At 63.2% G+C, this 25206-nt stretch carries 23 protein-coding genes; 9 read left to right on the top strand and 14 right to left on the bottom strand.

The features are described from left to right. Positions 1-17: 17 nt before the first annotated feature. The gene (locus ACR9Y2_RS27640; protein ID WP_435045105.1) at positions 18-1664 is read right to left on the bottom strand and encodes an ArnT family glycosyltransferase; all 1647 of its coding nucleotides are present in this window, start codon (positions 1662-1664) and stop codon (positions 18-20) included. 327 nt (positions 1665-1991) lie between these two features. Here ACR9Y2_RS27640 and ACR9Y2_RS27635 point away from each other — a divergent pair, with 327 nt between their 5' ends. Genes ACR9Y2_RS27635 through ACR9Y2_RS27610 form a run of 6 tightly spaced genes read left to right on the top strand, consistent with a single transcriptional unit; the run spans position 1992 to position 7868 of the window. After that, positions 1992-2849, top strand: a complete 858-nt coding sequence (locus ACR9Y2_RS27635) for a hypothetical protein (RefSeq protein ID WP_435045104.1) — start codon at positions 1992-1994, stop codon at positions 2847-2849. A 22-nt stretch (positions 2850-2871) separates the two neighbouring features. Then, a complete protein-coding gene (locus ACR9Y2_RS27630; protein ID WP_435045103.1) occupies positions 2872-3831 on the top strand; it encodes a glycosyltransferase in 960 nt (319 codons plus the stop codon). After that, positions 3828-5027: a glycosyltransferase family 4 protein gene (locus ACR9Y2_RS27625; RefSeq protein ID WP_435045102.1), complete on the top strand. Its 1200-nt coding sequence runs from the start codon at positions 3828-3830 to the stop codon at positions 5025-5027. The genes ACR9Y2_RS27630 and ACR9Y2_RS27625 overlap by 4 nt, the downstream gene beginning before the upstream one ends. After that, positions 5024-6235 (top strand): glycosyltransferase, encoded by a 1212-nt coding sequence (locus ACR9Y2_RS27620; RefSeq protein WP_435045101.1) that lies wholly within the window; start codon positions 5024-5026, stop codon positions 6233-6235. Before ACR9Y2_RS27625 ends, ACR9Y2_RS27620 begins: the two co-directional genes overlap by 4 nt. Beyond that, the gene (locus tag ACR9Y2_RS27615) at positions 6232-7185 is read left to right on the top strand and encodes an FkbM family methyltransferase (RefSeq protein WP_435045100.1); all 954 of its coding nucleotides are present in this window, start codon (positions 6232-6234) and stop codon (positions 7183-7185) included. Before ACR9Y2_RS27620 ends, ACR9Y2_RS27615 begins: the two co-directional genes overlap by 4 nt. Before the next feature lie 14 nt (positions 7186-7199). Next, a complete protein-coding gene (locus ACR9Y2_RS27610) occupies positions 7200-7868 on the top strand; it encodes a glycosyltransferase family 2 protein (protein ID WP_435045099.1) in 669 nt (222 codons plus the stop codon). Between the two features lie 13 nt (positions 7869-7881). Here the strand turns inward: ACR9Y2_RS27610 and ACR9Y2_RS27605 are convergent, their stop codons facing one another. The 13 genes from ACR9Y2_RS27605 to ACR9Y2_RS27545 all read right to left on the bottom strand — a co-directional run bounded on the left by ACR9Y2_RS27605 (position 7882) and on the right by ACR9Y2_RS27545 (position 19481). Further along, the gene (locus ACR9Y2_RS27605; protein ID WP_435045098.1) at positions 7882-8055 is read right to left on the bottom strand and encodes a hypothetical protein; all 174 of its coding nucleotides are present in this window, start codon (positions 8053-8055) and stop codon (positions 7882-7884) included. Positions 8056-8104: 49 nt separating this feature from the next. Further along, complete coding sequence (locus ACR9Y2_RS27600) at positions 8105-8644, bottom strand: A24 family peptidase (protein WP_435045097.1); 540 nt, start codon at positions 8642-8644, stop codon at positions 8105-8107. Between the two features lie 75 nt (positions 8645-8719). After that, complete coding sequence (locus tag ACR9Y2_RS27595) at positions 8720-8956, bottom strand: DUF6755 family protein (RefSeq protein WP_435045096.1); 237 nt, start codon at positions 8954-8956, stop codon at positions 8720-8722. A gap of 4 nt (positions 8957-8960) precedes the next feature. Beyond that, positions 8961-9479, bottom strand: coding sequence for a ubiquinol-cytochrome c reductase iron-sulfur subunit (locus ACR9Y2_RS27590; protein WP_435045095.1), 519 nt, complete (start codon positions 9477-9479; stop codon positions 8961-8963). Beyond that, positions 9476-10054: a 4Fe-4S dicluster domain-containing protein gene (locus ACR9Y2_RS27585; protein WP_435045094.1), complete on the bottom strand. Its 579-nt coding sequence runs from the start codon at positions 10052-10054 to the stop codon at positions 9476-9478. The genes ACR9Y2_RS27590 and ACR9Y2_RS27585 overlap by 4 nt, the downstream gene beginning before the upstream one ends. 3 nt (positions 10055-10057) lie before the next feature. Then, positions 10058-12250 carry a molybdopterin oxidoreductase family protein gene (locus ACR9Y2_RS27580; protein WP_435045093.1) on the bottom strand — a complete coding sequence of 731 codons (2193 nt, stop codon included), beginning with the start codon at positions 12248-12250 and terminating at the stop codon, positions 10058-10060. After that, positions 12225-14477 (bottom strand): MFS transporter, encoded by a 2253-nt coding sequence (locus ACR9Y2_RS27575; protein WP_435045092.1) that lies wholly within the window; start codon positions 14475-14477, stop codon positions 12225-12227. Before ACR9Y2_RS27575 ends, ACR9Y2_RS27580 begins: the two co-directional genes overlap by 26 nt. A 118-nt stretch (positions 14478-14595) precedes the next feature. Further along, positions 14596-15306, bottom strand: a complete 711-nt coding sequence (gene ric, locus ACR9Y2_RS27570; RefSeq protein ID WP_435045091.1) for an iron-sulfur cluster repair di-iron protein — start codon at positions 15304-15306, stop codon at positions 14596-14598. A 120-nt stretch (positions 15307-15426) separates the two neighbouring features. After that, a complete protein-coding gene (locus tag ACR9Y2_RS27565; RefSeq protein WP_435045090.1) occupies positions 15427-15837 on the bottom strand; it encodes a cupin domain-containing protein in 411 nt (136 codons plus the stop codon). Positions 15838-15842: 5 nt separating this feature from the next. After that, positions 15843-16712 (bottom strand): M28 family peptidase, encoded by an 870-nt coding sequence (locus tag ACR9Y2_RS27560; RefSeq protein WP_435045089.1) that lies wholly within the window; start codon positions 16710-16712, stop codon positions 15843-15845. Positions 16713-16720: 8 nt separating this feature from the next. After that, positions 16721-17440, bottom strand: coding sequence for a class I SAM-dependent methyltransferase (locus tag ACR9Y2_RS27555; RefSeq protein WP_435045088.1), 720 nt, complete (start codon positions 17438-17440; stop codon positions 16721-16723). Next, positions 17437-18351: a methyltransferase domain-containing protein gene (locus tag ACR9Y2_RS27550; RefSeq protein WP_435045087.1), complete on the bottom strand. Its 915-nt coding sequence runs from the start codon at positions 18349-18351 to the stop codon at positions 17437-17439. Before ACR9Y2_RS27550 ends, ACR9Y2_RS27555 begins: the two co-directional genes overlap by 4 nt. Positions 18352-18407: 56 nt before the next feature. Beyond that, complete coding sequence (locus tag ACR9Y2_RS27545) at positions 18408-19481, bottom strand: glycosyltransferase family 2 protein (RefSeq protein ID WP_435045086.1); 1074 nt, start codon at positions 19479-19481, stop codon at positions 18408-18410. A gap of 34 nt (positions 19482-19515) precedes the next feature. Here ACR9Y2_RS27545 and ACR9Y2_RS27540 point away from each other — a divergent pair, with 34 nt between their 5' ends. The 3 genes from ACR9Y2_RS27540 to ACR9Y2_RS27530 all read left to right on the top strand — a co-directional run bounded on the left by ACR9Y2_RS27540 (position 19516) and on the right by ACR9Y2_RS27530 (position 25206). Next, positions 19516-20421 (top strand): RodZ domain-containing protein, encoded by a 906-nt coding sequence (locus tag ACR9Y2_RS27540; protein ID WP_435045085.1) that lies wholly within the window; start codon positions 19516-19518, stop codon positions 20419-20421. Between the two features lie 37 nt (positions 20422-20458). Next, positions 20459-21751 (top strand): hypothetical protein, encoded by a 1293-nt coding sequence (locus tag ACR9Y2_RS27535; RefSeq protein ID WP_435045084.1) that lies wholly within the window; start codon positions 20459-20461, stop codon positions 21749-21751. Positions 21752-22017: 266 nt separating this feature from the next. Beyond that, positions 22018-25206, top strand: a complete 3189-nt coding sequence (locus tag ACR9Y2_RS27530) for a carboxypeptidase regulatory-like domain-containing protein (RefSeq protein ID WP_435045083.1) — start codon at positions 22018-22020, stop codon at positions 25204-25206.

Below are 25206 nucleotides of genomic sequence, written 5' to 3'. Positions count from 1 at the left end.
TCTGTACGGCCCACTCCTTATTGAGTGGAAAGGCTGCGGCCGAGCCCAAAAAGGAACATGTCGATCTTCGGGGCGCTGTTCGGGGGAGCGTCTTCGCGCCGGACCATTTCGTAGATTTCCAGGGACTGGTCGCGGAGTTGAACGCGGCGAAAGCGGCCAGGGTTCGCGCGTACGGTGTGATCGAGCAGCACGGAGTGGGGCATGGACCGCGGAGTCAGGGGGGAGAGTACGACCAGGTCGATGGGTACGGAATCCAGCGACCGCAGGACCTCATCCTCGGTGTTTGCCTTGGGCAGGTAGACATCCGAGGCCCACGAGGAGACAGAGAGAAGCTTTGAGGCGCGTACGACGTAACGGCTGGGGCGTTGACGGTCGCAATCGGCCACAGCGGCGGTGATGGAGCCTTCCAGGGCGCCGCTGCCGGAGACAAGGATGGCCGGGTATTTCGCGGATGAACTGGAGGCGATCCAGGCGGCGGCTTCTCCGGCGGGATGGCCGACGGGCCGGTGTCCGGCGTGCAGGTTGTAGCCGCCGGTACAAATCAGCAGGGCTGCCAGGACGGCCGAGGCATGAGGGAACGAGAAGTAGGCGCGGCCTGCCCAGACGAAGCAGAGACAGGGCGCCAGCAGCGGGATGAGCATGCGAGGCTCCCAGGCCGCCGACACCAGAACGAAGCGAAATACGAGGTAGGCGAGGAGCAAGCCGGCCACCGCCAGGGCATCCGCATCACCCAGGCGCGCCGATCGCCAGATGCCGAGAAGAGAGAGCAGCAGAACGGGCCCCAGCCATCGGAACAGAAGCGGAACGGCGCGCAGGGAACGCTCAGCCCGGTAGGCCAATTCGGTGAGGTGAATGGGCAGGCCGCGCTGCTCCGCCGCGTCAGACGCGACCCTGGCCGGTGGGTTCACACCCAGCAGGCCGGCGAATTTGTGTCCACTCGCTTCATGGCGGGCGCCAGGCGCCAGAAAGTACCAAGGCGCCACCGCCGCGGCTACGAGGCAGCCGCTGAGAATCAGCGAAGGCTTCAGAAGGAGGTTCCTGCGGCTGGCCAGCAGGAGGGCGGCGGGCGGGAGAAACGCGAGTCCGGCGCCCAGGGCTTTGGTTAGCAGGGCGAGGGAGGACCAGAGGCTGAAGCCCACTCCGCGTGCGATGGTTGGCGCCTGCATCCAGCGGGAAAAGGCCAACCATGCTTCCAGCACCAGCCAGGCCAGCACCAGTTCGGACATCAACTGGATGAAGGATGAGTAAACAGGGGAGAGGGTGAGAAACAGCAGGCCGACGAGCCAGGCCGCCCACTCCGGCGCATCGCGCTTCACATATAGGAAGATCCGGGTGGTCAAGCCGGCGGTGGTGACGGCGAGGAGTGCGAAGAGTGATCCGGATCCGAAGGGGAAGGCGAGCAGCCACAAGCCGTTCAACAGGTAAAAAACCGGCGGCCAGTGCCCCAAGGCGATCTTCGGGTAATGGAGGTAGTAGTTTTCAGCGTAACGAAGGGGATGCCAGGAGAGACCACCGGCCAGGTAATCGCGTACGAGCAGGGAGGTCAGGTAATGGGAAGCCTCGTCATGGCTGCCATCCAGCAGCTTTCCGTAGACACCGGTTAGCCACTGGCAAAGAATGACGACCAACAGAAACACGGCGAAGGGCCGTGCTAGCCGAAACAAAGTCACAATCGGCCAGTATAGCGCGGTGGCGAATGTAGCGAAGCCTTCACAGCCGGGCCTGCACGAGGATGCTGGAAGCCGGCGGGCGGGGAGCGCGGACGCCGCAGCCGCCGGGCAATCCGCATCATAAAAAACAGTTTAAGGATGCTCCGTTTAAAACTACCCAGGGTACATTGTGTTGCGGGCACGACGCTTCCTGGGTTAACTTGGGACGTTCTCTGCGGAAGGAAGAATCCGGCCGAGTGTCGTTCCAGTCGCGAATCACCGCGAACTCCTCGGACAGATCGGCGGAACGGATTTCGGGCGGACTGCCGCCTGGAATTTCGGATGCGGGGTCCTTATCGCAGGCGTACGGAGGAGATTGTGGAGCAGTTCGCGACGCAAGTTGGCGTTGTGCCGGGCACGGTGTGCATCCTCACGCCGGTCAAGGACGCGGCTGCACATATTGACCAATACTTCCAGTGCCTGCGGCGGCTGGATTACCCGCGCAACCTGCTTTCGCTGGGCTTATTGGAAGGCGACAGTTCCGACGGGACGTACGAATTGCTGGAGTCGCGCCTGCCTGAGATTCGAAGTGAGTTTGCCTCGGCGCGGATCTGGAAGCGCGACTTCGGATTCCGGCTCCCTGACGGGGTCCCGCGCTGGGCGCCCAGCTATCAACGGCCACGGAGAGAGGCCTTGGCCCGCAGCCGCAACTACCTGGCCAGCATGGCGCTGGGCAATGCGGAATGGGCATTGTGGATCGACGTGGATCTCATCGACTACCCGGCCGACGTCCTGCAGCGCATGCTGGCTACCGGCAAGGACATCGTCCATCCGCATTGCGTGAAAGAGTATGGCGGCCGCAGCTTCGACTGGAATGCCTGGAAAGACCAGCAGCGGCTGCTGATGCACGACCTGCGCGGCGGAGCTGACCTGGTGGAGTTGGATTCAGTGGGCGGCACCATGCTCCTGGTGAAGGCTGATCTGCACCGGGAAGGTCTGGTATTCCCGCCGTTCCCCTATGGCCGGCTGCACCCGAGAGCGCGCCGCCGTGGCGGCAAGGCCCTGCAATGGCTGGCTGGACTGGCGCGACACATGGTGGCCGGCGAGATCGAGACTGAGGGGTTCGCGATGATGGCCCACGACATGGGAGTCGAATGCTGGGGCATGCCGAACCTGGAGGTGCGCCATAAGGACGGCTGACTCTTGCCGGACCCGGGTCGCTGTGGTGATCCCGGTCTGGAACGGCGAATTGTTTCTGGCGGATTGCCTGCGCCACGCCCTGGCCGCAGCGGAAGGACTGGCCGAAGTGATTGTCGTCGACGATGGTTCGACCGACAACACGCGGGCGATTGCCCAGCAGTTCCCGGTCCAACTGCTGGCCCTACCTGGGCGTAGCGGCCCTTCTCACGCCCGCAACGCTGGTGCGGCCGCCTGCCCGGGCGAAATCCTGTTCTTCCTTGATGCCGACGTCAATATTCCCCCGGACTTCATCCGGTCGGCCGTGCAGTACCTGGACCGCAATCCGGATTGGTCCGCGCTGTTCGCCTCCTATCAGCGCGACAGCCTGCCCACCAACTTCTGCTCCCGCTATAAGAATCTGGTCCACCATCACACACACCAGCAGGCCCTGCCGGAAGCCATCACCTTCTGCGGAGGCTATGGCTTTGTGCGGCGGCATGTCTTCGAGGAATGCGGTGGCTTCGACGAGTCGCTGCACGCACTGGAAGACATCGACCTGGGCTACCGGATGCACAAGGCGGGTCATCGCATCAGGCTCTGCAAGGACCTGCAAGCCAGCCATGCGAAGTACTACACGCTACGCGGACTGCTGGTGTCCGATCTGCAAAACCGGGCGATCCCGTGGACCGAACTGATGATCCGGCATCGCATTTTCCGCGCCGACCTGAATACCGGCTACCGCAACGTGCTGAGTGTCCCGATCAGTTTCCTGTTGGTGGCAAGCGTCGCCAATCCAATCCTGCTCGCCGCGCTGGCGTTGGTTTTCCTGCTTCTCAATTGGGCTCTGCTGCGGCTGGCAGGCCGTACGCACGGGCTTTGGTTCGCAGTGCGGACAGCCCTGATGCATTGGCTGATCTACTGCCTGTCCGGCATCGGCCTGATCCTGGGTTTGAGCCACGCTGCCTCGCAGGAACTCCGTTCGCGTGAGGTGCGGCCGGCGTGAAGGTTCTGGCAGTGACCTACGGTCTGCCCTTCCCGCTTTCCGAGGGGTGTAAGATTCGTGATCACAATCTGCTGCGCGCCCTGGCTGCCGAGGCTGAGGTCCATCTGCTGTGTTTCTGCAAGGACGACCGGTTTCCCGACGACGTGGGTCCGCTGCCAGGTTTCTGCAGCTCAATTGAAACCTACCCGGTCCCTGATCGCCAGCCGCCACTGGCCGTATTCCAGCACCTGATAGCCGGACGGCCCCTGGCTACGTTCCCGTTCTACTTCCCTGAATTCGCCCGGCGGATCGCGGAGCTGGCGCGGAAACACAAAGTGGATGTCGTTCAATTGGAGCATTCCTTTCTGGCTCCCTACGTCGCAGCGATCCCGCCGGGCTGCCTCCGGATCCAATCGCTGCACAACATCGGCGAGCAGCAGTATGCCAGCATGGCGCGTATGAAGCGGACCAGCCCTGCCGCCTGGCTGAAGGCGATTGCCATGCGCGGCTGGGAGGCGGAGTGGACCCGCCGCTTCGACGGGGTTGTCTCGGTGTCCCAACCCGAAGCGGAGTGGGTGCGACGGCGAGCACCACAGCCTCCCGTGTGCGTCATTCCGAACGGTGTGGACTGCGCGTCACTGCGGCCCCTGCCTGAGCCGGAAGCGGGCAACGATCTCCTGTTCATCGGCACCCTGGGCTATCCGCCCAACACGGACGCGGTCCGCTGGATGGTGGAGGCGATTCTGCCGAAGGTCCGCGCGCAGGTCCCGGACATCCGGTTCGTGGTGGTGGGCCGCAACCCTGGTGCCGGCATTCGGGCATTGGCCGCAACCGGAGCATTCGAACTCCACGCCGACGTGCCCGACATTCTGCCGTATTACCGCCGCTGCCGCCTGAGCGTGGTACCCCTGCGGGCGGGCGGCGGCACCCGCCTGAAGATCCTCGAGTCCATGGCCCTGGAGAGGCCAGTTGTTTCCACGGCCATCGGTTGCGAAGGGCTGGAGGTGGTTCATGGAGAACATTTGCTGATTGGCGACACCCCAGAGGCGCTCTCGGGCCAGATTGTTTCCGTCCTCACGGGTGAAGTTTTGCGGCAGGATCTCGTCAGGAACGCCAGGCGATTTGTAGAACTGAATCACGATTGGCCCGCCCTTGGCAGCCGACTATGCAGTTTCTACAATCAACTGATGACCGCACGCAGGCAGGCAACGTCATGAAGAAGCGCCTCCTGCTGTTCAGCGAGGAATTTGGTCCCGGTGGTGGCGGCTATGGTGTGAGCGCCCACGTACTTCAGACTCTTTCCGCGCACTATGACGTAACACTGATGAGCTATTCGCAGCCGCAACTCGAGGCCATCGACCTGTCCTTCGGTACTCGCCTGGTAGACTGCCAGTGGCGCTACGAGGGGCCCACGCTGGCGGAACGGTTGCTGGTCAGCGCCATTCCCGACACATCGCGGTTTCAGCGTGTGAATGTCCTGATGAAGCGCGCGCGACGGCTTTCCGAACAGTTCGATGTGACCTTCGCGTGTTGCTCATTGGAATCCGATCTGGGCCGCCCCGCGATTCAATACATCCACTACCCCTACATGGGCCATTCCGACTGGCGGAATCAGGTTCCAGGCAGTGCGCCGTGGCCGAAGCTGGCACTGGCGGTGCTTCGCGGCCAGACACCACGCTGGATGACGGTTTCCCGTTACTCGTTCGATCGCATGCGCCGGAATCTCACATTGACCAATTCGCGGTGGACCAGCGGCAGGATCCGTGAACTCTTCGACATGCCAAGCTCAGTTCTCTATCCGCCCGCCGCCGGGTGCAACCATCCCATTTCGTGGGCGAAAAGGCGGAATGGCTTCGTTGCGATCGGGCGGATGGAACCCGCTAAACGCTTCGATTGGATGGTCGAAATCCTGGCACTGGTCCGCACACGGGTTCCAGACGTGAAGTTGCACATCTGCGCGCCTCGCGATGGGATGGCGTCCACCCAGGCACTCGCAAACGGCCTGGAGGAGATGGCGCGCAAGGCCGGCCCCTGGGTCCAGGTGCACTTCAACCTGTCCCGCGAAGAGTTGAACGGTTTGCTGGCAGAAAATCGGTACGGGCTGCACGCCAGGATCGACGAACATTTCGGAATGGCGCCCGCCGAGATGGCGCGCGCCGGTTGTATTCCTTTCGTCCACGATAGTGGTGGACAAGTCGAGATTGTCGAGGGCGATCCTCGTCTTTGTTATAGTTCGACCGAAGATGCGGCGGCGAAGATGCTAGCCGTGATGGGAGATGCTGCGCTGCAGGACGAGCTGCGCGACAAGGTCTCCCGGCACGCGGAGCTCTTTTCGCCGGAGTCCTTTGCCCGGGGACTGCTGAACCATGTGGAGAATTTCCTGACGCACGGCCCCGCTGGGCCTTCCAAGGAGCATTTACATTGAGCCTGTTGAGTGTAGCCACTAACATCAGCGCCTACTTCCAGTGGGATCTGGCTTACCGCTTCCTGATGCGCATGCCCGCGCTCAACCGTCGCGAACTCGCGTGGCGCATCCTCCAAAGGGAGCACACCGACTCGGCTTCATTTCGCGTCGACGGATTCGTTTGGAACGCACCTGTCACTCTGGGGGTTCCGCTCGTACTCTTCCGTTCCGGGTGCTTCCAGGGAGAGGAAGTCTGCGCGATGATCGACTGGATCCGGCACCAGGAATTGCTTCAGCCTGGCCGCGATACCATCATCGACGTCGGCGCCAATATCGGCACGACCAGCCTGCCCATGATCCGCGGACTCGGCTGCCGCATTCTTGCTATCGAACCAGAGCCGCGAAACCTCCACTTCCTGCGCAAGAATCTCGAAGATAATGGACTCTCGAACCTGGCCTGCGTCGCGCCGTGCGCCATACTCCGCGAACCGGGCACCATCAGCCTGCTGCAGCCGACAGAGGACCCGGGCGGCTTCTGCGTCGATCGAGCACGAATCCGAGCGGAGATGGGGCAATCCGCACTCAATGGCGCGGTGGATGTTCGGGCTGACCGTCTGGACAGCGTAGCCACCGAACAGGGTTTCGACTTTGCCCGCATCGCACTGGTCTGGTCCGACACACAGGGCTGCGAAGAAGATGTGATGGTAACCGGAGCGGAGTTCTGGTCACGCGGCGCGCCCCTCTATACCGAAGTGGAACCGCTCTCGCTCCGCAGACAGGGCGTTTATAACACCATCGCCGGAGTGGCTGCCCAGCATTTCGATCGCTATATCGAAGCCAAGGACATCGTCAGCCTGGGCGCGGCTGCTCCGGTGCATCCGATTTGTGAGTTCGCCTCCTACCTGGCGAACCTTCCGGGTATCAATGCGGATGTCCTCTTCCTGCCGCCCAATTGCCAACTGAAGACCTGATCGCGGCGAGCCGTATGCTGCTGAGCATCCTCATCCCGACCCTGGAATCGCGTGCCGGACTCTATCAGCGCCTGACCTCGGAATTGCAGCGCCAGGTGGAAGCGGCCGGACTGCAATCCGAGGTCGAGATCCTCGGGCATTGCGACGACGGCACGATACCCATCGGCGCCAAACGCAATACGCTGCTGCAGCGCTCGCAAGGGCGGTATGTCGTCTTCACCGACGACGACGATCAGGTAAGTGCCAACTACGTTTCTTTGATTGCCCAGGCGCTGCGGGCCAATCCGGACGTGGACTGCCTCGGCATAAGGGTCCTCATCTACTTTCGCGGCGCCCACCCCTCCGAGGCCACCCATTCGATCCAATACACCGACCTGTCCTCCCAGTCCGGCCGCTACTTCCGCCCTCCCTATATCCTCAATCCCATCCGGCGCGATATCGCGATTCGCTACCCCTTTGCGGAAGTACGCTACTCGGAAGATTTCGACTGGGCCATGCGCATGGTGAAGGATCGCGCGTTGCAGCGGGAGGTGATGCTCGAACCGGTGCTCTATCACTACTACTCGCGCCGGCGCTGGCTGTACCAATATCTGCTGGACCGGACGGAGCCATTGCGGCATGCCCTTGGCCTGCGAATGGACAAACGGCTCACCTTCTGGCGCCGGATCAAGGGCACGGACTGATCACGAAGTTCCGCTAGTTGAGCCCGTGCTTCCAAAGGCGAGCCAGCAGCAGCAGCATCCCCACAACAATGAGAATTTCGGCCGCGATGAGCATCCAACCCGCCAACGGCCACACGCGGGAGCCGACCAGGCAAAGCAGGCCCAGCATCAACCCGCCTCCGCCGAAATAAGTGAGCCGATCTCGCATAAAGCTCTCCAACCGCCCCCATTATAGAGCCGCTGTTGAGACCGGAACCTTAGGATTTCGGCGTAGCCCACAGCACGAGTAATGTGGCGAGCGCGATGGTGACGGCGCGCGGCATCCCCATGGAGGTCTCGCTGCCCGCCTCCAGCTCTTGCGTCTCCTCATATGGAGCCTTGCCCCGGAACAGTGCGGTGATCATGCGTCCGATGTTGCGCAGCGTCCGGGCGCCGCGCTTCTTGAATAACACCGCAATCAGCGCGACGGCTCCTCCGAGAATCGCGTCCATGATGAAGATGATGAACAGGTTGCCGGCGCCTGACAGGGCCCCGACCGCCGCCATCAGCTTCACATCTCCACCGCCCAGCCAGCGCAGCACGAACAGCGGCAGGAACATCAGCGCCGCCAGGCCCAACCCGCCCGCAGAGAATTTCAGGCCGGCCCAGCCCGCCAGGTAAGGATGCAGCGCCAGGCCGGCGATGACTCCGCCCAGCGTCAGCCAGTTGGGGATGTTCCGGCTTCGAATGTCACAGCCGGCGGCCAGCAGCACAAGGGCGGCCAGGACGTATTGAACCGGAATTGCCAGAAGAGTCATGGGGTACCGCGACCTAACCTCGGATCCTCATTCTCGCAAAGCGCGCAGGTCCGGTGCTCGTTCGTCCAACTAACGCTAACGTGACTGGCGGTCCAACCGGTTTACATAGCGCAGCAGCAGCGCGCTGCCCGCGAACAGTAATCCGGACAACACAGCCCCCGGCACCGCCGCCTCGTGGTGACCGGCCAGGTAAGTCTCGACGGAGGCCATCAGCATCCAGACCTGGACCACCAGGATCACGACGATCAGCGCCAGCGCGCCATTGATCCCCTTCAGACTCCTGCGCCGCAATGGCGATTCGCCGTCCGTCATGGCTCTAGGACTCCTCTCCGGTGGTCATGCCGATCGCCACCAGGTCGCTGCCGCGCCGCTCCAGTTCCACCTTGGGCAAAGGCCTGGGCGGGGGCCCCTGCAACACACGGCCGTCTTCAATGGAAAAGTAGCCTTCGTGGCACGGGCACTCCAGCCGGCGGTGCCGGGCCGAATACAACACGGCGCACGACAGATGGGTGCACTTCTGGCTGTAAGCCACGAACTTCTGCTCGTCCACGCGCACCAGCAGGCAGTTGTCCTGCGGCGTCGGGTACTGGAAGACCTTGGCGCTGCCCACCGCCAGCCCATCAGCGCCATTCACGACCATCGCCGGAAACGCGGATTGCCGGCGGTTGAATACGCTCTTCACCACCAGCCATAGCTGGCCCGCGAACATGGAGAAGCTCGTCAACGTGAGGAATCGCGTGAACTGCCGCCGCTCGACAAAGCTCGACTCGCTGGACCGAACCGAGAACTCCTCGCTCCACAGGCGCTGCTTCGGGCACTCCTTCTGCTGGCTCATTCCTCTCCCTCCCAGATGGCATCCGCCACATCCACACTCATCACCGACTCCGGCGCCGGCAGCATGTAATGAACCTTCGTGCGCACCACCTGCCCGCCGAAGTGAAACTCGTTGGACGCCCGCTCGCGCCGCTTCTGCGCGGCCTCCTCCGCCGGCACGTACATCAGCGCCTGGCTGGGGCACACGGTGGCGCACATGGGCCGCTTACCGATGCTGGTGCGGTCGTAGCACATGTCGCACTTCATCATCAGTTCCATCTCGGCATAGACCTTCGGCACCCCAAACGGACACGCCAATACGCAGTTGGAACACCCGATGCAGCGCGCCTTCAGCGCCGTCCGCACGATACCGTCTTCGCCGATCTTGATCGCATCCGCCGGACACACCTGGGCGCAGGTGGGATCCTCGCAATGCATGCAGACCATCGGAGCCGTGGCGATCGTGTTGGCCCTGTCGATGAAGTCCAGGTGGATCATCGAGACGCCGCGGTGCGTGCCGCACTCCGCACAAGCGCTCACGCAGGACTCGCAACCGATGCAGCGCGACGGGTCAACATAGAACTCATAGCCGAACATGGCTCACTGGCCTCCCTGCGGACCCTGCGCCTTCTCGATGCGGCAGGCCGAGACCTTGAACTCAGGGATCTTGCTGCGCGGATCCAGCGTACGGTGCGTCAGCCGGTTCGCGCTCTTGCGGCCCGGCCAGTGATAGGGAATGAACACCGTATCGGGCCGGATCGTGCGCACGACCATGGCCTGCACGGTGATGGAAGTCCGGCGCGTGGTCACCGTCACCCAGTCGTCGGTCTGGATGCCGTGCTGCCCGGCCAGCTTGGGATGGATTTCCACCTTCGGATTCGGGTACTGCTCCACCAGCGCCCCAATGCGCCGCGTCTGCGCGCCGGAGAGATACTGGCTCACCACGCGCCCGGTCGTCAGAAAGATGGGGAATTCATCAGCCACGGGATCGCCGCTGGGCCGGACCTCCGCCACCAGGAACCGCGCCCGTCCATCGGGGTGCGCGAACTTGCCGCCTTCAAAGAATCTGGGAGTCCCCGGATGATCCAGCGTGGGACAAGGCCAGAAGATCCCCATCTCCTTCTCGATCCGCTCGTAGGTGATGCCGTAGTAATCCGCATGCCCCCCACGCGAGGCTTCTCTCAGTTCATCGAAGATCTCCCGCGTCGATTCAAAGGGAAAGTACTGCCCCTTGCCCAGGCGCCGCGCCAGGTCTACAACAATCACGCTGTCGCCGCGCGCCTCTCCCGGCGGGTCCACCGCTTTGTTGATCTTGATCACGCGGCCTTCGCCGCTGCCCACCACGCCTTCTTCCTCTTCCTGAAGACTCCCGGCCAGCACCACATCGGCGTGATGCGCGGTCTCAGAAAGGAAGAAATCGACAACACAGAAGAACTCCAGCTTCTCCAGCGCCGCTCGCGTATACTCGCTGTCCGGCAGCGAGACCAGTGGATTGAAGCACATCGAAAACAGCGCCTTGATCTCGCCGCGATGGATCGCTTCCATGATCTCCACCGCGCTATAGCCCGCCTGTGGAATCTCCTCCGGAGTGATGCCCCACACCTTCGCTACATGCTCGCGCGCCGCCGGATCCGCGATGTGCCGCTGCCCAGGCAACTGGTCGCACTTCTGTCCATGCTCGCGGCCCCCCTGCCCGTTGCCCTGCCCCGTGATCATGTTCGGGCCGGCGCCTTCACGCCCGATGTTGCCGGTCGCCAGGCAGAGGTTCACCAGCGACAAGCAGTTCTCCACGCCGTGTGAATGGTGCTCGATGCCGCGGGCATGCAGCGCCATGGCCCGCTCCGCCATCCCGAACCACTGGGCCGCCTTCTCGATGTCCTCCGGACGCACTCCGGTCACATCCGCCGCCCGCCGCGGATCCCACGCCTTCACATACTCCGCCACCTGGTCGAACCCATTTGTGTGGTTCTCGATAAACTCCAGATCCGCCAGCCCATCGCGGAGGATGACGTGGAGCATCGCTGAGAACAGGGCCGTGTCCGTGCCTGGCCTGACGGGCAGATACAGATCCGCATTGCGCGTGATCGGCGTCATGCGCGGATCCACCACAATCAGCCGGCCGCCGTTGTCGCGCATGCGCCACAGATAATCGGTGGTGATGGGGAAACACTCTCCGACATTCGCGCCAGCTACCAGAACCACCTGCGCCTTCGGAATGTCCTCCCACGGATTCGGATTGCGGTCGACCCCCAGCGCCAGCTTGTAGGCGGTGCCGGCCGAGACCATGCACAGGCGCCCGTTGTAGTCGATGTGCCGCGTCCCCAACGCTACGCGCGCGAACTTGCCCAGCAGGTAGGATTTCTCGGTGATCAGCGAGGCTCCGCCATAAACCGCTACCGCGTCTTTCCCATACTTCGCCTGCACTTCCTGCAGCCGCCGCGCCGTCAGGCTCATCGCCTCTTCCCAGCCGGCTTCGCGAAACCCGCTATCGGTCCGGATCAGCGGCGACATCAACCGGTCCGGATGCCCGCTCTGCATGTAACGCCGCACACCCTTCGGGCACAGCATGCCGCGGTTGAAGGGGAACTCCTCCCAGGGCTCGAACCCCGTCACCTGGTTGTCGCGCACCTTCAACTGAATGCCGCACTGCTGCCCGCAGAAACAGCAATGCGTTTTCACCAGCTTCTCCGGACCCTTGAGCGATTCCCCCTGCCAGCCGCCGGGCGGGACAAACTTCAGGTGCGGCCCGTACTGCGCCGTCAGCGCCTCAACGGATTGCGGAGGCTTGGCCATGCGCGTTCTCCTTCACTCTCATCTGCACCGTCGCCAGGGTCTTGCGCTTGCACGGCGGGCACAGCGCCTGCCAGTGCGACGAGCCGTCCTTCGACGTATAGTCGAACCCCAGTTGCGGCAGCACCATCTTCAAATCCTCGATGTGCATTCTGGAAGCGAACCGCTGCCCGCAGCGAGGGCACTGCGAGCCCTCATCCTCGGCTCCGGCCTGCTGGTAGACCTTCACCCCCAGTTGCGCTGGCCGCTGGAAGATGTGGAAGAACTTCCCGAACGGCAGGAACAGCAGGGCGCTGATCACCGTGATGGCGTGGATCACCGCCAGGAAACCGTAGAACGCGCCTCGGAACCAGAGGGTCGATACCGTGAGCGCCAGGCCCGTGACGGAGATCGCGAACAGCAGCGCCAGCGGCAAAAAGTCCGCGGCCATCGTTTCCAGCGCCAATGCGCCTTCGTCCTTCATGCGGCGGCCCAGCGAAAGTGCGATGCCGCCCAACACCAGGACCGCCGAGAAATCCAGCCCGTGAAACAGGACCCAGGCTATCAGCGAGCGCGCCGGCATCGTACCCACCGGAAAACCGAAGAGCCACGTGATGTAGGTCATCTGGTCGTCGGGATGTGACGTGAAATTCACCCAGCCGAAGACCAGCGGGAAGGTGATAGCAGCCGCGGACAGGCAGCCCCAGAACAGCATCTGGTGCATCCACCAGCGCGTCCGGCTGCGCTTCGCGATGAACTTCTGCGCGATCAGGTGAGTGCCCGCCGTCTGGGTGACCAGGGCCAGGGTCTTCAACCAGCCCCGGGACTGTGCCAGTTCCAGGCTCCTCTGCCAGTAGCGCTTCGTCGGCGGCTTCTGCAGCCAAACCGCATAGTGGTAAGTCACACCAAATGTCGCGAAGATGACGGCGAAGGTGTAGACCACCAGCGCCGCATCGAAGTTCTGCAGATTCCTGGACCCGATGACGATTGAGGCCACCAGCAACCCGGTCACGGTCACAGCCCAGGCGCCCGCGCGCAGTTGATCCGACCGCCGCGCGAAGTCAGGATGCTGATTCAGCTCCAACGCCTGCTGGCGCGGAATGAAGACTCGCAGGTTCAAGAACCACAGCAGCAGCGACATCACGGCCAACAGCACGAAACCGGGCCACACCACGCCCAGCGAGTCGCGAAACTTGCCCAGCAGCAACGGAGGAAAAAACCCGCCCAGGCCGCCCATGGCACCCACCAAGCCGGTCACCGTGGCCGTGTTCCCCGGGAAGTACTGCGGCACCAGTTTGAAGACCGCTCCATTGCCCAGGCCCAACAGCGCCGCGCAGCCCAGCGCGCCCACTGTGAACGGCACCATCGACGGCCACGCCAGCAGCAGCGCAAACGGCACGATGCCCAGGAATACGCCCCACAGCACGCGAGCACCGCCCAGCCGGTCGGCCAGCGCGCCACCCACCGGACGCAGGAGAGTGGCCAGCACCACAAAGCCCGCTGCCCGGAATCCCGCATCCGCCGGCGCCAGCCCGAAGTCGTCCTTCAGCAGCGACGGCAGGTAGATGGAGAACGCCACGAATCCACCGAAGGTCAGAAAGTAGAACAGCGAGAGAACCCAGGCCAGCGGCTCCTTGGTGAGGATCTGCACCATCGGCCCCAGTCCTTTTTTATTGGGGACGAAGGCAGGCGCATTGCGGGCCAGCATCCAGAAGACGACAGACCACACCACCAGCAGGGCCGAGATCCCGTAGATGAAATTGGAACGGCCAATCACCACCGCCAGGACAGGTCCCAGGAACACCACCGCCGACTGCCCCATGTTGCCCATCCCATAGAGCCCCAGCGCCGTCCCCTGCCGCTCCGCCGCAAACCACTTGGAGACGAATCCGACGCCCACTGAGAAGGACGATCCGGCCACGCCCACGAAGAAGCCCGCCGCCAGCAGTCCGCCGTAGGTGGAGACGTTGGCGAGCACCGCGCCGGCTCCGGCCGAGGCCAGGAATAACAGCGTGAACACCACCCGGCCGCCGAACCGGTCGGTCAACATCCCCAGCGGGATGCGGCCCAGCGAGCCCAGCAGCACCGGCACCGCAACAATAAGCGAAGTCTGCGTGGCCGTCAGGTGGAACTGCTGCCGGTAGGCCGGCGCAAACGAGCTGACAATACCCCACACGGCGAAGCACAGGAAGAACGAAATCGTACCCAGCCACAACTGGAGCCTCTGCGAACTGCTCTCCGAATCGCTCACGCTATCCTCCCTCTCACGCTGCATCTTGGCATGCGCCATCGGGCCGGGTCGGTGACAGAAGTCACCCCGCGATTAAACCTATACTAATTTGTACGCAAAAGGAAAGCGGCCGCCCGGGCTAGCGGCGTTCGAGCGCAATGGCACGCGGAAACAGAATGTTATTTTCCAGGTGAATGTGAACATGGAGATCGGCCTCCAAGGCTTGTAGACCCTGGAACAGCATCCCCACCGTGGTACACGCGTAGGAAGGCAGTTCGTAGTCGTTGGTGAGCTTGCGCAGTTCCACCAGGGCGTCGCCGGCGCCTTCGTGCTCGCGTTCCATCATGGCGATGGGATTGCCAATGGAGCCGAAGGGGACCGGAGGCACCGGCCGCCCCTGCGCTTCCGCCTCGGCGTACTTCACGATGAACGGGAAGAGGATCTGCTCTTCCTTGTTGATGTGCGCTTCCAGTTCTGCGCGCAACCCGCCGTACACGGTCGCCATGCGCGTGAGCGTTTGCGGATCACGCCCGCCATGCACCCGTAACACCTTCTCCATGCGTGCGCCGACAGCCGGTAGTTCCTGCCTCAGGTACTCGTGATGCGTGGCAATGATATGCCGCGCGAGCTCACCCAGCGGCGCGCTCTGCCAGTCCCGCTCGCCGCCGCCCACATTCAGCGATTGCTCGATCTCCTGCATCACCGCCGCGGGATCCAGGCCCTTGGCCGAGCAGGCATCGCCCATCGCCTGTTTCCCGCCGCAGCAGTAATCCAGGCCGTACCGTTCCAGGGTCCGCACCGCCACCAGGGAGGTCGCGGCAATGTCAGCTAAAGTCGTTGTGGTAGTCATCGAATTCCTCAGAATCTCTTTCTGAAGCAATCATGACTAGAAAATCCAGCTAGGTCGGTGACGGAAGTCACAACACCCGCATTCAGCGTGAAAATCAGCCGGTTACCGCGCGAGCGAAGCCTAGGCCTTCCACTTGTAATAGAAGAAGGTCATCGGCACCTTCCCCGTGTTCACAATGCCGTGGACCTTGTTCCCGGCGCAGTACATCATCGATCCCGCCGCCACCTTCGTTACCTTGCCGCCGACGGTGATCTCGCCGGTGCCTTCCGTCACCAGGACAAACTCTTCCTCCGGATGCTCGTGTGGCGGATGCGGCTGCATCCCGGCCTTCAGTTGCAGGCTGCCCGAGGTCATCGACTTCAACTGGTCCGTCGGACCGTCGAAATAGATGCGGTGGTCGCCAAACGGCTCCTTCACCAGCTTCGCCTGGGCGGGATTCAGCGCGGCATCCGGCAATTTCCCCGCGCCCTGCGCAGCGGCAAAGGGGGCCAAAAAGGCAGCGGCTTTGAACAGATCACGGCGTTTGGGCATGAGAATCAGGGCTCCAGTCTTTTCAGGGTTTCCAAAACGACGCTCCCCACCGCTTGCAGGCTGGAGGCGCTCAACTTGTCCATCGTGTCCTGGTTCGTGTGCCACCAGGAATTGTCCGGGCCATAGTCGAAATCGATCAGGTCGAGGGCGCGCACGCCTTTGCGCAGAAACGGCATGTGATCGTCTTCAATCGCACCTTCCATGCCGTCGAAGTGCTTGGCCTGCCCCAACTGCGAGGCCACCTGCCAGACAATGCTGCGCAGCACTTCAGACGAGTACTGCTCCCGCACCAGGTGCAGATCGCGGTCGCCAATCATGTCGACATTGATCAGGGCGTTCATCCGGCCCAGCGTGCCGTCGGCCGACCACTTGTCCGCCAGATGGCGCGACCCATAAACCGAATCCGTGGCGGTCCAGTCTTTCACCGCCTCCTCCCCATCGAAGAACACCAGGTACACATCGTTCTTCAGCGGGACGCTCTTCAGGGCGACGGCCATCTCCAGCAGCAAACCGGCCGACGATCCGCCGTCATTAGCGCCGGCAAAGGGAAACCCGAAACGCTTGGTGTCGTAGTGCCCGCTCACGGCGACAATCTTGCCGCTCTGCCCGGTCCGCTTGGCAATGATGTTCTTCATCACAAGCGGGCCCGCCGGCGTTTTGGCGTTGAATACGTCCTCCACCACGGTCCAGCCGGCTGCCTTCAACTGCGCGGAGATGTAGTCCTGCGCCTTCTTGATCGCCGGAGTGCCAGAGGGCCGAGGGCCGATGGCCACCAGCGCCTTCGTATGGTCGTACGCACGCTGCCCTGAAAACTCCGCGGCCATCAGCGGCAAGGCGAGAATCAGGCAAGTCAGCAGTCGGTGGGAACGTCGCATCCAGATATCTAGTGTAGCGAGGGCGGCCCGGCGGGCGAAACTCGCGGCTTCACTGCTACGCACCGGTATCCCAACGTGAAGTTCTTCTCTTTGTCCAACCCCTCAAACAGCGGCAGCACCAACGCCAACGGGAGGAAGAACAAAGCCGGAATCAACTTCAGCGGCCCGGGAAAGAACTGCAGCCCGCCCAACAGCCGCCGGGCCACCAGCCGGAAGTATCCGCCCGCCGGTTCCAGCGTCTGCACTTCCAGGCCGGCCTCCGCCAACAGGTAGGCCAGTCCGTGCTTTGTATAGCGGAAGAAGTCGTGCGGCGACTGATGCACTTCCCACTCATGCGGAGCCACCATCAACAGCAACCCGCCCGGCTTCAGCACCCGCGCGATCTCGCGCAGCGCCCGCTTCGGCTCTTTCAGGTGTTCCAGCGTCACGATGTTCAGCGAACCGTCGAACGTATCGTCGCGGAACGGCAGATGATTCAGGTCCGCGATCGCGTCCAGCTCTCCGTAATCCCAGGCCGTGTCGCCCACTCCGAGATCGACGCCGGTATACCGGTGCTGCCGGAAATAACTGGAGTATTGCCCTTCGCCGGCGCCGGCATCCAGCACCCGCGCTCCGAGAGGCAGCCGCGCGGCGAAGATTGTCACCGCATCCTCAATCATCGCTTCGAAGGAATAGATGTACCGCCGCAGCCCGTCCGGCAGGACACGGCGGGCCGTCTCGTACCTCATGCCTTGCGCTTCGCCTCGATCATGATGCTGGCGCCGCAGCGGCACGCCGCCTCCAGCATCGTGAGCGGAATCGAAGCCAACACCAGCGCGAAGTAGGCCAGGTCCTTCATCAGCTTCGTGCGCGGCGCATCCTGCACGCCGCGGATCCGCCTCGACATCGGGTCCAGCCCCAGCGCCAGCGTGGTCGCCAGTCCAGCCGGATTGTCGCGCAGCGAGAAGTGCTTGCGCCGCACCACTTCGAACCCGCAGTAGTCCAGCAGGTTGACCAAGTCCTGCTCCTTGAAGTCGATCAGGTGTCGCGGGATGTCCAGGCCGTTCCAGTTTTCGCCGAACAGCAGGAACTGCCAGCTCGCCGCATTCGGCACCTGCACCACCAGGCGGCCGTCCGGTTGGAGCAGGCGGTGGGCCGCGTTCAAATAGGCCGAAGGATCGTACAGATGCTCCAGCACATGGAACATCGTGATAGTACGAAACGAACCCGGCCGGAACGGCGCCCTCGGCAGCGCGCCGCAGGCCACCGGCACCCCATTGCTCGACCAGGCCACCGAAGCCGCGTTCACCGAGAAATCCAGGCCGACGATCTGATTCTGGGGCAGGTTCAGCTCCCGCAGGAACAATCCTCCGCCGCAACCGACATCCAGTACCGGAGCGGTGCCTTCGCACGACTCCAGCGCCCTGCGCACAAATCGCACATGATCCCGCAACACGAAACGGCGCCAGAACTCCGCCAGCCGGTCGGCCGTATCGCCACCGGGGTCGTACCAGTAATTCTCCGGGTAGTATTGGTGGATCTCATCGGCTTCCGGCCAGGGGTACAGCCGGATCAGCTTGCACTCGCGGCACTCCACCACCAGGAACACTTTGTCGGTGGTGTTGTAGAGCTTGTCGGTGCCGTGGCACAACGTCCGCATCTGGGCCGAACCGCAAGCCGGGCAGGAATCGAACTCGGTGGTGGCCGACAGGTCGCCTAGGGCTGGTTCGGACCGGCTACCTTCTGGCTCAACTCTTTCAGCGAAATGCGATGGCTTAGGATCAACTGGTGGACCTGCCTCGGGCTCAGCCGGTGCAACGGTTTCAGGGCGCGGCGCTTCCTCAGGGTCGACGGCAGCATCCGGAGTGCTTGCCAGTCCCCCTTCAATAACGCCAAAAAGGCTTTCAATTTGCTCGACGGGCTCTGGAACCGGCTGATTTCCCCCCGTTTCCGGAGGGCTGCCCACAGTCCGGCGAGAAGCCTTGCGAGATAGTACGCGCCGTTTCGCCACAGAAGACTACCAGGAAATAGTTTAACGGCTAATAGCAGCCGGTTGCGCTCGATCAGTGTAATTCGCAACGGGTTGAGCTGGCCCAGCGTCGCCCCACGATGGTGCCGCACCCGCGCGTGCGGCGTATAAATCGAGCGATAGCCACAGATACGGGCCCGCAGCCCCAGTTCCGCATCGTCCCCATACGCAAAAAGATCTTCGTCGAAGGCGCCGATGGTTTTCAGCATCGACAGGCGGTACATGCACGCACACCCGTCCGGCCACAGCACCTCTTCCACCTGGTCGTACTGGCCTTGGTCCAGTTCGCCGGTACCCCGGCCGCGGTTCTGGCCATCCGGATAGATCAGGTGACCCACCTTATCGATAATGCGGGGATCCTCGTGCACCAGGATCTTCGAAGCCGCCATGCCGACCTCGGGATCCGTGAAAACCGATCGCAGGGCAGCCAGCCATCCGGCATCGGCCTCCGCGTCGTTGTTCAAAAGCGCGACGAACTCACCCCGGGCCGCCGCTATGCCCTGGTTGTTCGCCCCGCAAAACCCGCGATTCTCCCGATTCTCGATCAAGGTAACGGGATAAGGAGCGCGCTCCGCGAACACCCTCATCCACTCCACTGAACCGTCGCTCGATCCGTTGTCCACGACGATTACTTCAAACGGGACACCCTGGTCCAGGGCGAGGCTGCCCAGGCACTCCGCCAGCAGCGCGCGGCGATTCCAGTTGACGATAACGACGGAGACAAACCCTGCGGGCAGTTGCTCCAAGCCTTGGAATGACAACGTGTTGTATCATACCATTCAGGCATCCTATTCCATGCCGAGCTTGGGCCAGAAGCTCCGTCAGGAGCGCGAAAAACGCGGTTTGACCATTGAGCAGTTGTCCGCTCAAACGCGCATCAATGTCCAGTACTTTCAGTACATTGAAGCCGATGATACCGCGTCCCTGCCCGGCGGTTTCTTCTACCGCAGCTTCGTCCGCCAATACGCCCGCCTGATGGATCTGCCGGAGTCGGACTACCAGGGTGAACTCGACCGCAGCCTGGCCGAGGACGCTTCTCAATCCGTCGGCCGCACCACCGCCCTACCGGAGAAGACCATCGACGTTCCGCCGATCCCGACCGGCCGGTTCGATACCGCGCTCGAAATGCGGCGTTGGGCGTGGCGCCTGGGGATCCTGGCTCTCGTGATGGCGCTGTGCTCCGGGGTGTACACTTTCTGGGATCGCTGGCGGATTCAGCACGAAGAAGATCGGATTGCCGCCGCCAAAGCGGAACAGGCAGCCCCAAAACCGGCGGAAAAACAGCCGGCGCCCACGCAACCTGCACCCACCGTCCCGGCGCCCCAGCCTCAGGCTCCAGCAGAGCAGCCTCCGGCGCCCATTCAGGCGTCCATTATTCCGGCCGCCCCCGAGGTTCCGGCCAGCGGCGCGGTACGCCTGATCATCCGCGCCAACGAGATGACCTGGGTCGCGGTCTGGCAAGGCGACAAACAACTCTTTGCGGACGTGATTCGCGCTGGAGAGACGCGCGGCTTCGGCTCGCCCAACCAATTGCGGATCCGCCTGGGCAACGCCGGTGGGGTGCAATTGGAGTGGAACGGGCAAGCTGTTGATCCCGTAGGACCCAAAGGACAGGTTCGTACCGTCGAGTTCCGCACCGATGGGTATTCCGTGATCCAACCGCCGCCAGCGCCCGCCTCCAAACCCGACGGGCAGGTTTAGCCCGGTTCTCCTGGCCGGATTCGCATAGAATCAGTTCATGAGGCTCCCCCCGGCGCCTGGTGCGGACCCGGCCGCGCCCGCCAGTCCCGGACAACCCGAATCCACCAGCACCCTGCAGTCCGCTGTGGACAGGATCCTCGCCAGCCAGGCCTTCGAACGAACACACCGGCTCTCCGTACTGTTGCGCTATCTGACCGATCACACCCTCAGCGGTGACACCGCCGGACTGAAGGAACCCATTATCGGCCAGCGCGTCTTCGGCCGTCCAGCGGACTACATCGCCTCCGACGACAACATCGTCCGCTCCAATGTGCGCCAACTCCGCCTGAAGTTGGAGGAGTACTACTCCACTGAGGGCGAGAAGGACCCGTGGCGTATCACCGTCCCCAAGGGCTCGTATCTCCTGAAACTGGAGCCGGCCGCGCAGGCCGCTCCGCCCGTTCTCCTCGTCCGCCCCTGGCGGCTGCCCGACCTCATTGCCGTGCCCGCCGTACTGTTGGCCGTGGTCGCCCTCGTGTGGTGGCTGCGCACGTTAGGCCCACAGCCCAAGGACTGTCTTTTGAGCCTCTTGCGACCCGGCCCAGGCCAGCGCCTGCTGGTCGTCGGCTCCGACGCCAACGTGCAGCTCTACGTCCGGCTGGCCAAGCGCCGCGTGACCTTGCAGGAGTACATCGACGGCCGCTACCAGCAATCGGGCCACCTGCCGCCCGGCTTGGACCAAGCCATGTTCTCGTCCCTGATGGCCAGCCGGAGTGTGACGGAGACCATCTTCCTCAACATCCTGCCCGAGTTCGCCCGTGCCCTGCCCACCACCTCGCTCTCCGTCCTGGCCGCCGACTCCATCACCACGCGCGACTTCGATCACGACAACGCCGTGCTCATCTCCGGCCCCTTTGGCAATCCCTGGGTCCAGATGTTCGATCGGGACCTGAACTTCCAGATCGAGGCGAACGAGGAAGTCACGTCGGCCTGGGTCCACAACCGTAAACCCCGCGCAGGCGAACAGGAGTATTTCCGGAACTACACCGATGCCAGCAAGACGGTCGTCTGCTACGCCCGCCTGGCTTACCTGCCCGGTCCGCGGCCCGGCTCCCATATCATCCTCACTGGCGGACCGCACCACGCTTCCACCCAGGCCGCCGGACAATTCCTGACCCGGGAGGATTCCCTGGAGTCCATCCGCCGCCAGTTACACATCCACCGGTCCGAGCCGGTGCCCTGGTTCGAGGCGGTCGTCGAGAGCCGTACTTTGTCCCTGGACCCCATCTCGATGCGGATTGTGGCGATTCGGCGGGTGGAATCGCCCAATACGCCCCAACCGCCACGTTAACGGGCTGGTTTTGCCAGGGAAATCACTGGCAAAACACTGAATTCTCAATTCTTTAGCGCGCATAGTGGAGACGGGCTGACGCGGACTCGCCGCGCCGCCACTATGAATGCTCGTCCGGAGTCACCATGCAACACCCCCCGTCCGCCTCACGGCTCAGTCCCGCCGTCGCTTTATTTCGATGGCCGGCCGCTCTGATCTTCGCCCTTTATTTATTACTCATTCCCCTGCCCCGGCTGCGGAGCCAGACTTCCACGGGTGAGATCTCCGTGAACGTTTCGGACGCCTCCGGGGCACTGGTGCCCGCGGCCACGGTCACGGTCACCGGTTCAGAGACCGGCAATCTGCTCAGAACCATAACCACCAACGATCGAGGCACGGCGACCATTCCCCTTCTGCCACCCGGCAGCTATGACATCGCCGTCAATATGCAGGGCTTCAAATCGGCCGTGCGGAAAGCTGTCACCGTCAGTGCCGGGTCCATCATCAGCCTGCCCATCCAATTGGAGACCGGCAGTTCGTCTGAATCGATTACGGTCAGCGGCGAGGCGCCTCTGCTGGAAGAGAAATCGGCCACCCTGGGCCAGGTCGTCAATGAGCAGCAGATCCAATCCCTGCCCCTCAACGGCCGTAACTACCTGAGCCTCGCCAACCTGACGCCCGGCGCGATCCCGGCCTCCGGCAGCCGCGACCAGACGTTTTCCGCTTACGGGAATACTGGACTGCAGAATGCGTTTTTGCTTGACGGCGCCCGCAACGAGAACTACCTGCGCGGCCTCGACAACCGCGCCCGCGACATGATCCGCCCCCCCTTGGATGCCCTGGCCGAGTTCACTGTCCAAACCAGCAACACGTCGGCCGAATTCGGCGCGGCGGCGGGCGGTGTGGTCAGCGCGGTCACCAAGACCGGCACGAACACCCTCCACGGCTCCGCCTACGAGTTCCTGCGCAACGACAACCTGGACGCTATCAACTACTTCGCCCTGGCCGGCTCGAAGCCGCTGCTGGTCCGCAATCAGTACGGCGGGTCGGTGGGCGGTCCCATCATCAAGGACAAGCTCTGGGCTTTCGGTGCGTACGAGGGAGTACACAATCGCAGCGAAGGTGCGGCGACCTCCACTATTCCTACCCCGGCGCAGCGTTCGGGCAACTTCGGTTCCACGGCGGTCTATGACCCCGCGACGACGCGCCTCAATCCCTCTGGCACCGGCTACATCCGTGATCTGTTCCCGAATAACACGATCCCCACCACGCGCCTCAACGCCCTGGGCCAGCGCATGATGAGCCTGTATCCCGTTTCCAACGTGGACGGCTCACCCAGCCTGTTTAAATCGCTGGCTCCGCAGCGCCAGGATTCGAAGAATGGTGTGGCGCGAGGCGACTACCAGGCGTCCAGCCGCGACTCCCTTTTCGGCCGCTACTCCATCGCCCGCAGTTCGCTGCTGGCCGCCTCGCCCCTGGCGCAGCCGGCACAATCCGCCGCGGACCGGAACATTGACTCCACCAGCGCCGGCGTCGGCTACACCCGCACCATCAGCCCCACTTTAATCAACGAGTTCCGGTTCACCTGGACCACCATCAACATGCACCAGGACTCGACGCTCGCCCGCGACGAGATCATCCCTGGCTCGCTGGATCCGCGCGTCACCTCCGGCATCCCGGTCTTCAACGTGTCAGGGTATGCCAGCCTCGGCAGCCAGCCCGGCTGCTGCGGCAACAGCCCGCTGGTGAAAACTTCCGGCGTCTGGGACTGGTCGGACAACATCTCCAAGTCCTTTGGCTCGCACGTTTTAAAGTTCGGCAGCGAGTTCATGCTCATCCGGCCGTCGACGTTCGCGACCAGCAACGGGCGCAGCAGTTTCGGCTTCAGCGGCGTGTTCACGCAAAACCCGCAGTCCCGTTCCGGCACCGGCAGTCCGGTGGCCGATCTCCTGCTGGGTAGCGCCAACTCACTGACAACAGGCACGATCGCGGAAGCCATCGAGCGCGGCTGGTTCGGCTCAGGCTATTTCCAGGACCAATGGACAGTCAGCCGCCGGCTCACGTTGAACTTCGGCATCCGCTACGAGTACTCCTCGCCGTACATCGAGACGCAGAACCGCATGGCGAACTTCGTCCTGGACATGGGCGACCCGCTTTACGGCCAGCTCATCCAGGCCGGAAACTCCAAACGGCCGCGGGCGCTCATCGGCCGTGATCTCAACAACTGGGCGCCCCGCGTGGGCTTCGCCTGGCGCGGCGGCGGCGTCAAAGACCTCGTCGTGCGCGGCTCCTACGGCATCTTCTACGGCCAGGACCAGGGCACCGGCGTCACCAACCGCATGACCAGCAATCCGCCGTCGTTCGGCTACGGCGCCCAGACCATCAGCAGCGATCAGCTCTTCCCCTCCAGCGGCTTCGTGCTGGTGGACGGAGCAACCATCACGCGCCCCACGCCCATCAATCCGGCGGACTTCGTCCTGAACCCCACCGCGACCGCCACCCTGGTGAGTTGGCCCGAACGGCCCAAAACGCCGTACGTCCAGCAGTGGAGCCTCAGCATGCAGAAGCAGTTCCCCAAGAATCTGCTCGTAGAGGTCAATTATGTGGGCAACCACGGCGTGCAGACGTTCGGTATTGGGGAAGGCAACCAGCCGATTACCCTGGGTTCGACTACCGTGGTTTCGCGGCGGCCGCTCGCCCAGTACACACGCGCCTCCGTCAAGACGCTGGGCAACTGGAACATGAGCAGCTACAACGGGATGTCGGCCAAACTCGAACGGCGCTTCGGAGCCGGGGTCAGCGTGTTGACGACCTTCACCTATGGCCACGCGCTCGATTATCAGAACGCGGCGCTGGACCTGTGCGACGGCTGCGGCAGCGGCAGCACCATCCAGGACAACTACAACCGCAGGGCGAACTACGCATCGTCAGATAACGATGTGAGGATACGTTACGTCTTTGCCGGAAGTTTCGAAGCGCCATTCGGCCGCGGGAAGCGTTTCCTCTCGCAGAACAAGGCCGCTTCGGCCGCATTGGGCGGTTGGCGGCTGGCGGCCATCTTCCAGACCCAGAAAGGATTGCCTTTGACGCCCGGGCTCTCCTTCGACAGCGCCAACGCGGGCACCACTTCGCGGCCCAACCGCACTTGCGACGGCAATGTCAGTGGCGGCACCGTCCAACGCTGGTTCGACACCACCTGCTTCAGTGTGCCAGCCTCGTATGTCTTTGGAAATTCAGGCCGCAATGTGCTGCGGGCGCCGGGCGTCCAGACCGTGGACCTGAGCTTGCAGCGCGACTTCCGGCTGCGGCCGGATCATGACCAGATCCTGCAGTTCCGGGCCGAAGGCTTCAACTCCCTGAACCGTCCACAGCTCGGCGCGCCGGGCCTGACGGTGGGCAATGCCACCTATGGAGCAATCACCGGGACAGCCTCGGACAACCGCCAAATTCAACTCGGACTGAGGTTTACCTTCTAG

This window comes from Paludibaculum fermentans (assembly GCF_051172195.1).
In the GTDB taxonomy this organism is placed as follows: domain Bacteria; phylum Acidobacteriota; class Terriglobia; order Bryobacterales; family Bryobacteraceae; genus Paludibaculum; species Paludibaculum fermentans_A.
This window is presented reverse-complemented; position numbering and strand designations above follow the sequence as displayed.